General features: G+C 46.4%; 13 protein-coding genes. 6 read left to right on the forward strand and 7 right to left on the reverse strand.

Going from position 1 to position 12,366, the window contains the following annotated elements:
- Positions 1 to 8: 8 nt before the first annotated feature.
- The gene (locus TBC1_RS00855) at positions 9 to 1,775 is read right to left on the reverse strand and encodes a class I mannose-6-phosphate isomerase (protein WP_062037160.1); all 1,767 of its coding nucleotides are present in this window, start codon (positions 1,773 to 1,775) and stop codon (positions 9 to 11) included.
- Complete coding sequence (locus tag TBC1_RS00860; protein WP_062037162.1) at positions 1,775 to 2,269, reverse strand: MFS transporter; 495 nt, start codon at positions 2,267 to 2,269, stop codon at positions 1,775 to 1,777. Before TBC1_RS00860 ends, TBC1_RS00855 begins: the two co-directional genes overlap by 1 nt.
- A gap of 111 nt (positions 2,270 to 2,380) precedes the next feature.
- On the opposite strand from TBC1_RS00860, the gene TBC1_RS00865 reads away from it, so the two are divergent.
- On the forward strand, positions 2,381 to 3,826 hold the full coding sequence (locus tag TBC1_RS00865; protein ID WP_062037166.1) for an IS1634 family transposase: 1,446 nt from the start codon (positions 2,381 to 2,383) through the stop codon (positions 3,824 to 3,826).
- Between the two features lie 10 nt (positions 3,827 to 3,836).
- Here the strand turns inward: TBC1_RS00865 and TBC1_RS00870 are convergent, their stop codons facing one another.
- From TBC1_RS00870 to TBC1_RS00880, 3 genes are read right to left on the reverse strand one after another with little or no spacing between them, the layout of a single operon-like run.
- The gene (locus TBC1_RS00870; protein WP_062037169.1) at positions 3,837 to 4,511 is read right to left on the reverse strand and encodes an MFS transporter; all 675 of its coding nucleotides are present in this window, start codon (positions 4,509 to 4,511) and stop codon (positions 3,837 to 3,839) included.
- A gap of 40 nt (positions 4,512 to 4,551) precedes the next feature.
- Positions 4,552 to 5,445 carry an ROK family protein gene (locus TBC1_RS00875; RefSeq protein ID WP_062037172.1) on the reverse strand — a complete coding sequence of 298 codons (894 nt, stop codon included), beginning with the start codon at positions 5,443 to 5,445 and terminating at the stop codon, positions 4,552 to 4,554.
- On the reverse strand, positions 5,435 to 6,166 hold the full coding sequence (locus tag TBC1_RS00880) for a GntR family transcriptional regulator (protein ID WP_201781667.1): 732 nt from the start codon (positions 6,164 to 6,166) through the stop codon (positions 5,435 to 5,437). The genes TBC1_RS00875 and TBC1_RS00880 overlap by 11 nt, the downstream gene beginning before the upstream one ends.
- A 596-nt stretch (positions 6,167 to 6,762) precedes the next feature.
- On the opposite strand from TBC1_RS00880, the gene TBC1_RS00890 reads away from it, so the two are divergent.
- Positions 6,763 to 7,863: a TlpA disulfide reductase family protein gene (locus TBC1_RS00890; protein WP_062037189.1), complete on the forward strand. Its 1,101-nt coding sequence runs from the start codon at positions 6,763 to 6,765 to the stop codon at positions 7,861 to 7,863.
- A 189-nt stretch (positions 7,864 to 8,052) separates the two neighbouring features.
- Here TBC1_RS00890 and TBC1_RS00895 read toward each other — a convergent pair whose 3' ends face one another.
- Together TBC1_RS00895 and TBC1_RS00900 are read right to left on the reverse strand one after the other, a co-directional pair.
- Positions 8,053 to 8,898 (reverse strand): T9SS type A sorting domain-containing protein, encoded by an 846-nt coding sequence (locus TBC1_RS00895; RefSeq protein WP_062037192.1) that lies wholly within the window; start codon positions 8,896 to 8,898, stop codon positions 8,053 to 8,055.
- 133 nt (positions 8,899 to 9,031) lie between these two features.
- Positions 9,032 to 9,478, reverse strand: a complete 447-nt coding sequence (locus tag TBC1_RS00900; protein ID WP_062037195.1) for a nucleoside deaminase — start codon at positions 9,476 to 9,478, stop codon at positions 9,032 to 9,034.
- Between the two features lie 333 nt (positions 9,479 to 9,811).
- Between TBC1_RS00900 and atpB the strand changes: the two genes are divergently transcribed.
- The 4 genes from atpB (at position 9,812) to atpH (ending at position 12,361) form a co-directional block, all read left to right on the forward strand.
- Positions 9,812 to 10,915 (forward strand): F0F1 ATP synthase subunit A, encoded by a 1,104-nt coding sequence (gene atpB / locus TBC1_RS00905; RefSeq protein WP_062037197.1) that lies wholly within the window; start codon positions 9,812 to 9,814, stop codon positions 10,913 to 10,915.
- 45 nt (positions 10,916 to 10,960) lie between these two features.
- Complete coding sequence (atpE, locus tag TBC1_RS00910; protein ID WP_062037198.1) at positions 10,961 to 11,221, forward strand: ATP synthase F0 subunit C; 261 nt, start codon at positions 10,961 to 10,963, stop codon at positions 11,219 to 11,221.
- 83 nt (positions 11,222 to 11,304) lie between these two features.
- Complete coding sequence (gene atpF, locus TBC1_RS00915; RefSeq protein WP_062037200.1) at positions 11,305 to 11,799, forward strand: F0F1 ATP synthase subunit B; 495 nt, start codon at positions 11,305 to 11,307, stop codon at positions 11,797 to 11,799.
- Positions 11,800 to 11,803: 4 nt separating this feature from the next.
- Positions 11,804 to 12,361: an ATP synthase F1 subunit delta gene (gene atpH, locus TBC1_RS00920; protein WP_062037202.1), complete on the forward strand. Its 558-nt coding sequence runs from the start codon at positions 11,804 to 11,806 to the stop codon at positions 12,359 to 12,361.
- Positions 12,362 to 12,366: the final 5 nt, after the last annotated feature.

Below are 12,366 nucleotides of genomic sequence, written 5' to 3' on the forward strand. Positions count from 1 at the left end.
TTTTGTGTTTACTTGACAAATGCTTTTACAAGAATGGCAGTGCCCCCGCCTTCATTGACAAGGGTAATAAAACCGGCAGCGGCCGGAACCACAAAGGTTTCGGCATAATTAAAATGCATGGTAATTCCGTTGTGCGAGGTGAGCGAAACCCGGCTGCCTTCCACCAGGCTGAAGACCATGAACTTTCCTTCGGTGGGTATTACAACCGTGGATTTCAGATGAATGCGGTGCACATCGTACAAGTGGTCGGGATGTGTTTTCAGATGAAACAGACTGTGTGCTTTGTCTTCGCGGATGAGTGCAGGCCGGCACACCAGTTCCTGCTCCACTTTTGCTCCCCGGCGGTCGAAACATAGGTTCTCCATGGCCCGTTTGATGTTGAGCGGACGGGGTTTCCCATCGAGGTCGGGGCGAACCCAGTCGTACATTTTGAAAGTAAAGATATAGGGTGTGGAGCTGATTTCAAGCACCATATTGTTTTTTCCCGAGGCATGCACAGTTCCGGGAGGAATAAGAAAAAGATCGTGTTTGCTTGCAGGCAGCTTTTTTACGTACTTTTCTATGTCTAATTCGCGGTTTTCCTGATAACTTTCACTGAGCGCCAGTTCAAAGGCCTCAGGATTAATATCTTCCTGAAAGCCAAGATACACCGTTGCATCTTCAGCAGCATCCAGAATGTAATAGGTTTCTTCCTGTGTAAAGTTTTCGTTGAAATGTTTTTTGGTATACTCCTTATGCGGATGGCACTGCACCGACAGGTTTCCCCCACTGAAGGTGTCGAGGAAATCAAAACGTATGGGGAAATCGGTTCCAAATTCCTGGTATGCATCGCCCAGAACGGCTTCAGCTTCGAGAAACATCAGGGTGTCAAAGGATACCTCAAGCAGGGAGTTGTTGTGGGAGAGCAGCAAACCGTTTTCGGGAACAATCAGCTCGAAGGACCAGGCATAATTAGGCACTTCCCGATTAAGACCATCAATATTTCGCAACATCCAGTCGCCTCCCCATGTGCCGGGCTCAAACCACGGCCTCACCCTGAAAACATTCTTACTCAGGCTTTTTATGGCTTTGCGGAGATGTGTGCCTTTGATCCAGGTAATCTCATCCGGGCGCTGGGCATCAATAACTATGTCAACCGAAGGCAACAGCGACTGCTTGTGGCGGTTGAGTACCACCCAATCCACAAAATAGAACTGTTTATACATCGCTTTGGGGTCAACCGGATTTTGCCGGCCCAGGTTGGAGACTGCTCCTGCCCTTGCCCTGAACTGAAGTTCGTTTTTGGGAAGGTCGGCGTACACAGTAAAACCCTTCAATCCGCAAAGGCTGGCACCACAGCCATACACAACGGTAATGGCTGCTAAATCATCGTTATTAATTGCAGTGAGTTTTCGGGCATCGAAAAAATCGCTCAGCGCTAAGGTAGTCCGGGTTCCGAACAGCGGGTCGTCACCTCCCAGAAAAGGAGCTGTAAGGTTGCTGATTTCCGTTTCCGGAAGCATAGCTTCATAAATATCAATCCAGGAGGAGCTTATATTCTGCTCTTCAAAAAGCCGGATGAGTTGTTTTTTGATATCCTTAAAAAACACGCCAATGTAGCCATCGAGCAGAACCACCCGGTGTTTCATCAGTTCGGCGGCAAGTGTTGTAAAACCTGTACAAATTTCGCCTTCAGGCAATGGGTGGGCAGGGTAAATGTCATAGCTGCCCGGTGTTGTTCCCGGATGCTGAAGGGGAAGAAGGTACTGAGCGGTTCTTCTATGGGAGCCGGCCATTATCGGGTATTTTTCTTTGTGAATTCATAAAATGCGAGAAAAACGAGGAAAGCAGCACATGCCGCCAGCACCATCATGCCGCCCGAAACCCCTGAAACATCGGTAAACCAGCCAGCCAGCGGAGGCACAAACGCACCCCCCGAAACAGCCATAATCATCAGCCCTGAGATTTCGTTGTTGCGTCCGGAGTAACGGGCAACTGTACCTGCAAATATGAGCGGGAAGATATTGGCGGCTGCCAGGCCAATGGCAAACATCAGCGAAAGGGCAACTGCGGCGGTGGGTGCAAATATCAGTGAAACGATAAGCACGAGGGTAAGTACAGCAGACGACAGCAGAAATTTTCCCGGATTGAAGCGGGTAAGCAGCATGGCGCCGGCAAATGTCCCTAACATTTTACCAAAGAAATAGAGGCTGCGCCCTTGTTTGGCTGGTTCGGGGTCCATGCCCAGCTTTTCCATCAAAAACTGGCCTGAAGTGGAGTTAATTCCCACATCAATCCGTAACTTTTCAACAATACGTAATATTTATTAACAAAAGGCCTGATTTGCTTGACATTTCAGGTTTTTTAGTGTTACTTTGATATTACGTAAATACGTTACATTATGGTTTTACATCCAGAGTGGGCAACCCGCCACAAACGTAAAGGAACTGAGCTTAGACTGCTCAACGGTCATTACTACCTCTATGAGGTTAGCAGTAAATGGAACCCGGAGAAAAAGAGACCCCAAAAGATTACTGGAAAACTCCTGGGAAAGATTACTGAGGAAGACGGTTTTGTTATGTCCGATAAAGACCGGCTTCGAACAAAAGAACCCATGATTTCTCACCTCTCGGTTAAGGAATATGGAGTTACTCATTTTATTACAGAGATATTGGAGCAATATCCAAAACTTCTGCAAAAACACTTCCCCTTACATTGGCAAACGATCATGGCTCTTGCCTATGGCCGGATACTTCACCAGGCGCCATTAAAAAACATGGCATTTCATTTTCAACACAGCTTTTTATCCGAGCTATATACAGATACAACTCTGTCAGCCAAAGAACTTGGATGGGTTTTGCGTGAACTTGGCAATAGCCGAAGCGATATTGTGGCGTTTTTCAGAGAATTTAGCAAAGCCAACGACTGTATTCTGTTTGATGGCACCGACATTAATTCGTGCTCGGAAAAGATTGGCATAAATAAGAATGGAAAGAGCAAAAAAGGGACTTACGACAAACTTATCAACCTGATGTTTGTCTTCTCAGTTGGACAGCAGTTGCCAATATATTACCGGATCACACCAGGAAACATAAAAGATGTGAAGTCCTTCAAACTCTGCCTGAAGGAGAGTGGGGTAAAAGATGCCGTGATAATTGCTGATAAAGGGTTTTATTCCGAGAACAACGTTAATCAGTTGTATGGCGAAGGGCTAAAATTTATAATCCCCCTCAAACGTGATAGTTTGCGGATTGATTATTCAAAGATCAAGCAGACAGATAAACAGATTTTTGACAACTATTTCAAATTCGAAGACAGGTTTATCTGGCATTACACCATTCAATCAGGGCAATTCAATACAGTTGTTTATTTGGATCCGGAGTTGAAAACGAGAGAAGAACGTGATTTTCTTGACCGCATAGAAACATGCCCTAAAAAATTTACCATTGAGAAATTCCATCAAAAACAACACACTTTTGGTACCATCTCCTTACTGAACAACCTGGAGAAAACCCCTAAAGAAATTTATGAAGACTATAAGAGCCGCGACCAAATCGAACTGATGATAGATACATTGAAAAATGTTGTCGAAGCAGATAGAAGTTATATGCAGGACGAGCAAGCCCTTGAAGGCTGGATGTTTATCAACTACATCAGTTTGCACTGGTACTACAAGTTATTCCACCTGCTCATCAAGAACAATCTCAACAAAGTGTATTCCCCGGCTGACTTTCTGAAAATACTAACCGAAGTGCGCAAAGTAAAAATCAACGAATCGTGGCATAATGCCGAGATCACACGGAAAACCGCTGACCTGATCGGAAAAATTGGTGTGCATATTACGTAACTAAGAAAAGTTACGGATCAATACCAACTACAAAAAAGATTCCGAGCACCATAAGGAGTATATAGGGAATGCTGAGCAACTGAAAAGCCGACCTGAAAGTAGCCCGTTCGGCGTTGGCCTGTATTTCAGCAACCGGTGTAAGATGCAGCCAGACAGCCGAGAGCAGCGAAATGGCACCAAAAACCAGAAACACTATTTTCCAGTTTCCGGTCTGCAAAGCGAAATAGCTGGCCACAAAGGGTGCAATCATGGAACCCAGCGCTTTTACAAACTGCGAAAAACTCAGGAAACTGGCACTGCGGCTTGCAGGAACTACTTCAATAAGCAAGGGGTTGGCAGACACCTGAAGTATGGTGTTGCCGATGCCCAGCAATACAAATCCAAGCAGCAGGGTGAGGAAAGTATAGTACAAAAACGGCAGCAGTAAACCGGCTGCAGTAACCAGCATCCCGATGTTTACCATATTGCGTTTGCCAATGCGCTCCTGCAGCAGACCCACCGGCAACGACAATGCAAAAAACCACACAAACACAGCCATGGGAATCAGCTGAGCCAGGGTGTTGCTCACATTAAAGTCGTTGCGGGCATTGTCAACGCCTATGCCTACCAGATCGCAGAAACTCATTACGAAGAATGAGAAAAGCACCGGTATTACTGCTTTGTAGGAAATGTGTTGTTTTTCCATTTTCAGGGATTTGTTTTCGGTATTTATCAGTTATTGTCAATCAAAGGCACAGGCAGGCACTTCCGCTCAGGGCTGAATCTTCCTGATGCTGAGAAATATAAGTCTGTGTATTTACATTATGAAGTGTAAAGACATGCTGCATCTGTTCTCCGAAAAGGGGAAAAGCAGCGGAGATATTGCCACCAATCACCAGCCCTCCTGCATCAAAACCGAGCAGCCAGGGTGCCAGAAATTCGCCCAGCGCTTTGCCGAAATCCATAAAGATGCCGGCAACAAGTTCATTATGCTCTGCTTGTTGTGCCAGTTCTTTCACCCCGGCAATGGTGTTGCCTGTAAGCCTGAGGTATTCCTTTAAAAACCAGCGGGTGGAAAACTGATCGTCGGCAATGCTGTTGCCTGCTGCGATATGGTACAGAAAACCATCATCCGGAATACCATATTTCCCGGCCACGGGCAAATGGTCTTTAATAAAGGTAGTGCCGAAGCCTGTGCCCAGGGTAATGGCCAGCAGGCGGCGGTGCGCAGCCACTTGTCCGGTATATGACTCACCTATGGCAAAACAGGCGGCATCGTTCTGAAACCGGATTCTGAAATCCTTCGGCAGCTGAAAGCGGGCAAGCAGTTCCTCACGGATATTGACACCATAGAGTTGTTCAAATTTCCCGACATTTTCGAACCAGGCCACTCCACTTTCGTAGTCGAAAGGACCGGGCATAGCCATACCAATCCCGGCAAGCGAAGAAAGCGGAATCTCACCGGCTGCCTGAATAACGGACGATGCCCATTTATCCAGAATTTCGCCGGCAGGGGCATGGCAGTCAACCGCACTTCTAACGATTCTGCTTCCATCAAAGGAGTTGGTATGCAGGTCGAACAGTCTGCAGGTGATGTGTGTACCCCCGATATCGGAGCCAATGGCTGGTTTAATCATCATGCCGGTGGATTTCGATGGTATAGGTGAATTTATCGGCGATATAAAACCCTAAGTTGTATTCCACGGGCCTGTCGCCGGGGTCGGAAACAAAACGTTTCCTGAGCAATACCGGGTCTCCGGGATTGATTTTTAATCTTTTGGCAGTGATGCTGCTTGCCCTGCGGGCGCTGATTTGTTCGCGCGATATTTTTACTACTGTGCTGAATTCCTTTTCGAGAAGTTCGTAAAGGGGCCGCGTAAAATCTGCTTCAGGGGTAATTCCGGTGCGGGGGTGAAAGTAGCTTTCAAAATACACAAACGGACCATCGGCATCACCACGGAGACGGCTGAGTTTCACTACCGGCGTATCCGGCGAAATTCCGAAGAACTCTGACACTTTTTCACCGGCTTCAGTCCATACAGCTTCAACCTGATAATTAGTAAAAGCTATTCCCCTTTCATTCATTTCCTGTGTGAAGGAGTGCCAGCTGCTCAGGCGGGTGGTCATGGTTTTGGCAACTACTTTGGTACCAATGCCCTTTTTACGGACAATCAGCCCTTCGTACTCCAGTTTGTTGGTGGCCTGCCTTACGGTATTCCGGCTGATGCCCAGTTGCTTGGCAAGATCAACCTCTCGCGGAAGATATTCCCCGGCAATATACCGGGGCTGTTCAATCAGCCGGCGGAGTAAGGCTTCCACCTGCACATGCATGGGTATGGGGCTGTTGTGGTCAATCTGAATTTTTTCCATTGTTCATATGTTCAGACATATTGCAAAAGTAAGTGATAATTTTCAATTTTAACGGGTTGCTGAATTTATTTTTTTTGACGGATTTTATATCAGGGATAGAGGACAAGGGTGTGTGACAGGGTTGCTGGAAAATATGGTTTCATGCTGTTGATAAGGAATAGACTGCGGCTGAAGCGAACGAGCGCGAAACAAAAATGGAGTTGATTAAGACTCAAGGTTCTGTTTTTCAGTTCCGTAACATAAGTTAAAATAATAATCAATAACTACCTTTTAAATTCAGGAATACGGAACTTTTTTCAAAATTATCGGAAATACAGGCGCCATTTCATAGTTCCCGCTTCTCCTGAAAGATAGTTTTCATGGACGGAATAACCATTTTATCAATCTGGAAGCACTTTTCATAGCAAACTTATGTTTAACCCGGATACCAAGATGGAATTGACAGGATATAATATGCAGATGCCGATCCCGTTGATTATCTGGCTAAGCTATCCTGCTGATCTCATTTCTGATGGAAATACTGGACTTTCTTCATCACTCAGTAAAAAAAGGTTATTTTTGAAACCTAAAACAAAGTATTTATGCATATGAAAAACCTGCTGCTTGTTGTACTTGCTGCTGTAGCGATGGCGGCCTGCAATAACCGTAAAAGTGATGAATTTATAATTAACGGCCTGGTTCAGGGTGAACAGCCCGGAGAGGTTTATCTCCAGAAGAGCAAGGACGGCCGTTTTGAAATTCTTGATACCGCCAAAGTCGAAAACGGCAGATTCACTTTCAGGGGAACCGTTTCAACTCCGGATATTTATTATATCGCGCTTGACGAAAACAAATACATATCTTTCTTTAACGAACCGGCTAAAGTAAATGTAACCTTTCATACCGACAGCCTGATGTCGCCAAAGGTGAGCGGATCAGCCTCAGATGTGCAATACCGGGAGTATTTGAAAATGCAGGAAGAGCAGCGTTCGGCCAAGATCGGGCTGTTCTCCGGATATAACGAAGCCAGCCGCAGCAACGATACGGCAAGAATGAAGGCCCTCGAAAAAGAGCTGGAGGCAATGGAGAAGGATCAGCTGGCGGTTGTCATCGATTACATCGGCAAAAACAGCAAATCATTCGTTACGCCTTATATCGCGATGCGTCATTCTCATTATATGGAGCTGGAAGATATGGAAAAGGTACTTGCTACATTCGATAAAAGCATACTCCAATCGCCTTTTGCCGTGATGTTTGCCGACAGGATTGCCATTCTTCAGAATGTTGCCGTTGGTAAAACCGCTCCGGAGTTTACCATGAACAATCCCGACGGCCAGCCGGTTGCCCTCAGCCAGTTCAGGGGGAAGGTGGTACTGGTTGACTTCTGGGCCGCCTGGTGTGGTCCCTGCAGGGCCGAGAACCCCAATGTGGTGGCCGCCTATAAAAAGTTCAACAGTAAAGGATTTGATGTGCTGGGCGTGTCGCTCGACCGCGATAAAGAGTCGTGGCTCAAGGCCATTTCGGATGACAATCTCACCTGGACACATGTGTCGGATCTGCAATACTGGCAGAATGCGGCTGCCAGGCTCTACGGGGTGAACTCCATCCCCTCCAATGTGCTGCTCGATCAGAATGGGGTGATCATTGCCCGGAACCTCAGGGGTGAAGATCTGCATAAGAAACTCGAAGAGTTGCTTGGCGCCGTCTGAGAAGGTTTCTTTGCAGTGAAACTGACTTTTTCAGGTTTCTGAAATTCTATTGGCGACTGTAAAACGGTTTTCTGAGTTTCATTCTCTTTTAATAATTCTTGCATCCGGCAACAACCGGTTGGGTTGCTCCGCCTTGGGCTGATGTTGTCTTAGAATGTCTGTAAGATTATTGAAAATGTTTTCACGGATTTACAGGATGACGACCCGCTGAACTGACCGGATGCTGCCATCTGAGATTACCAGAAGATAAATGCCTTTATTCCTGCTGAAGATCTGAAATCTGTTATCGGTTGATTTCCATGTGCCTGTTAATCTTCCATCGGTGGTGAGCATTGTAACAGTAACCGGTAATGAGAACCCGGAAAGGTCGATTCCGATATGACCGGCAGAGGGGTTAGGATAAACCCGCGGTGCAGGATTTGAATAGCTGATCCCCGTGGTACATTCGCCGTAAATATTTGTACCGTTTGAATTGAAGCAGAGCAGGGTGGTAGTATTTGCATACCAGGCAACATAGGAATAATTGAGTTCTATACCTCCGAAATGCACATCGCCTATCCCCTCTATCAAAAGCGGGCCTGATCCGTAGCATTCAAAATTCTGGAAGTGTATTCTTTTTCGCATGACTCCGCCGATCATTACCGAATCAACCATGTTTACCGTTTGATTCAGTGTCCCGTAAGGGTAATCGGGGCCATAGAACTCAAAACTATCGCCGGTTTCCAGTCCGTAGTCAAACAGCACACGGAGGTTGCCGGGGTCTTCGCCGCAGTAAACTTTCAGGCTGTCGGTAGTGATATAGACAGCGAAAGCATTGCCGTCGTATAATTTATAGAAGGTATTTCCGTTGATCAGGGTATCTCCGTTGATCCAGTAAGTATTGTAAGTGGTGATATCCCAGAGCACTTCACCGCCATGTCCCCAGGCGATGGAGTGATATTTGCGGTACCAGGAACCGTTATCTGGAAATACTCCCTGTGCCTGCGCTGTTGTTGTGAAAGCAATCAACATCAGCATGACGTTCAGGATTTTCATCGGGAAATCTGCCGGGATTTGATGTTGCAGGCCTGTTCCGGCAGAAGCATCAAATATACGGAAATATCAGTAATTAATCAAGTATATAGCGCTGTTAAATAGTCTGTTCCGGTTGAAGTATTTAAATTTTCTGTTATCTCTTCTTTTTAAAAAATGAGGTGATTATTTCACTGCATTCTGCGGCCAGAATCCCGCTTCTGACTTTGGTTTTCGGATGCAGCAGGTTCGCGTGCAAGGTGGTATAACCCCGTTTGGGGTCGGAGGTGCCGTAAACAATTTCGCCCAGCTGCACCCACAGGGAAGCAGCCGCGCACATGGGGCAGGGTTCCAGGGTAACGTACAGGGTGCAATCGTTCAGGTATTTTCCGCCGATATGGTTGGCTGCCGCAGTAAAAGCCTGCATTTCGGCATGGGCGGTGGCATCGTTCAGGGTTTCGGCGAGGTTATGACCGCGGGCTATAATTCGTCCGTGACTCACAATAACCGCACCAACCGGCACCTCATCCCGCTCCCCTGCCTTCTTTGCTTCCTGCAGGGCTTCCCTCATAAAATGCTCATCAGTTTTAACTAAATCAATCATGGCAGCAGTTCGTTTCTGAGTTGCTCAATGGCTTTATTTCCTCTTACAAAGATAGTGAATCCGCTGTCAGAAAAGGGCCGCTCAGGCAAGAGCTTCCACAGGTGTTACCTGCACACGGATGCGGGGCTGAATGGTTTAATTCAATCTGGTCAAACATTTTGTACCTCAGCTTGTTTATTGCAGTGCCCGGAATAAAAATATTGCAACAGAGCCGTATAAGTCATGCAGTAATATTTTTAACAGCCGGTGAGTTGCAGATTAATTTTTCCTATAATTGCATGCCTGTATTACGATCAGGGAGATTTTAGGTACCAGGGATTACAGAACTTCGGAATGAAAAAAGGATTACTCTTTATCTTCTTATTGCTGAGTGGATTGCTTGCATATCCGGCACCGGCAGCGGCCGGCACTGGTTCGGGCGAATCTCACGATGAAGCGTTCAACGCCGGCCACCTGATTATTGATCATATCGTTGACAGTCATGAGTGGCATATAGCCACCATCGGTCATACACACATTACAATCCCCCTTCCGGTTATCCTTATCGATCAGGGGAAACTGCATGTTTTCAGCTCTTCAAAATTTCATCACGGACACGATGCTTATAAGGGGTTTAAAATTGAAACCGAAAGGAATGCAAATAAGGGGAAAATCGTTAAAGTGATTCCCGGCACCATGGAGACCGATACTTCGGCATCCAAACCCATTGACCTGAGCATTACAAAAAATGTGGTCGGCATTTTCGTTAGTTTTCTGGTACTGTTGTTGATATTTTTCTCTGTAGCCAGGGCGTACAAACGTAATCCCGGGCATGCACCCAGAGGCATACAATCGTTACTCGAACCACTGATTCTGTTTATCCGCGATGAAGTCGCAAAGCCTTCGATTGGTAAGCATTATGAAAAGTTTATGCCTTTTCTCCTTACCATGTTCTTCTTTATCTTTTTCACCAACCTGATCGGTCTGATTCCGGTTTTTCCCGGGGGGGCTAATGTAACGGGTAACATAGGAGTTACCCTGGTGCTGGCTTTGTTTACTTTTATGATGACTTCTTTCAGCGGGAATAAATCCTACTGGCAGCATATTTTCAACGCCCCCGGCGTCCCCTGGTGGCTGAAATTTCCCATTCCCCTTTTTCCGATTATCGAAATCATCGGCGTGGTTGTAAAACCTTTTGTACTGATGATCCGTCTCTTTGCCAACATCACGGCGGGGCATATCATTGTGCTGGGTTTTATCAGTCTGATTTTTGTGTTTTCGCAGATCAGTCCTTTGCTGGGCTACGGGGTTTCAGTGGTTTCGGTATTTTTTGCCATTTTCATCAGTGTGCTTGAGTTGCTGGTCGCCTTTATTCAGGCTTATGTGTTCACGCTTTTGTCAGCCCTTTATTTCGGGATGGCCACCGAGGAGCATGCTCATGCTGAAGAACATCATTGATTTAATCGAAAATTAATCTTTAATTCACCCTTAAAATCACCAATTATGACAGTTTTATCCGTTCTTATGCAGGTAGCAACCGACCTGGCCCCGCTGGCCAAGATGGCTGCTGCTTTCGGTGCGGGAATCGCCGCCATTGCTGCTGCTTTCGGCATCGGCAACATCGGCCGTGCAGCTTTGGAATCCATTGCGCGCCAGCCCGAAGCTTCAGGTGACATCAGGTCAAACATGATCGTGTCGGCCGCCCTTATCGAAGGGGTTGCCTTCTTCGCCATCGTGGTTTGTCTGCTTATCCTGTTTATCTGATTAAAACAACAGAGACTACCGGTACAACGGTTGGTTGTGCCGGTAGTTTTGATTACTGTTCATCATTGTAAAGAAGGAACAATATGGAATTAGTCAACCCCGGAATCGGTTTGATCTTCTGGATGGCCCTTGCCTTCGGGTTATTGTTGTTTATCCTGGGCAAGTTTGTCTGGCCACCCGTTATGAGGGCTTTGCGCGAAAGGGAGCAATCCATCGAACTGGCGCTGCATGAAGCAGTTAAAGCGCGTGAAGAGATGAAAAAGCTGGTTTTCAGCAATGAACAACTGATGCGTCAGGCTGAAGAAGAACGTGATGCGCTGATCAAGGATGCCCGCAGGGTGCGCGAATCACTCATCGAGGAAGCCCGGCAGCGTGCCAACGATGAGGCCAACCGCATCATCGACAATGCCCGCGAACGGATACATTTTGAAAAAATGGAGGCCATTACCGAGCTGAAGAACCAGATTGCCCATTTATCCATTGAGATCGCCGAGAAAGTGTTGCAGAAGGAACTTTCGCAACCCGATAAGCAGAAAGAGTTTGTGCAGAAGTCGATCGATGAAATGAACCTGAATTAGCCTTATGAATAATCCGAGATTAAGCATCCGTTATGCACAGGCCCTGCTCGACCTTTCTGTTGAAAGAGGGGAAGTGGAAGCGGCCCGGAAAGATATGGAACTGTTGCTTCGGGTTTGTAACGAGAACGCCGGATTGAAACAGATGCTGAGCAGTCCGGTGATCAACGCGGATAAAAAGATTTCTGTAATGCGTGCGCTTTTCAGCGAAAAAATCAGCAAATTGTCGATGGCGTTTATCAATCTCATCATACGCAAACGCCGTGAATCACTGCTGTATCAGATTGCCGGAAAATTCGGGGAACTTTACCTTGAATACAAAAATATTAAAACAGCCCGCATTACTTCAGCCGTTCCCCTTCAGGAAGAAGTGCGCAGTGAGCTTGTGTCACTGCTTGAGGAGCAAACAGGATCACAAATCAGGCTAACGGAAGTAGTTGATGCAGAAATCATCGGCGGGCTGATCGTTAAAATTGAAAACAGTCTGTTTGACGACAGCATCAGGAAAAAACTTCAGAACCTTCGCAAAGAGTTCAGTGTAAATGTTTACACAAGAGAAATTTAATAAAA

Source organism: Lentimicrobium saccharophilum (assembly GCF_001192835.1).
Lineage (GTDB): Bacteria > Bacteroidota > Bacteroidia > Bacteroidales > Lentimicrobiaceae > Lentimicrobium > Lentimicrobium saccharophilum.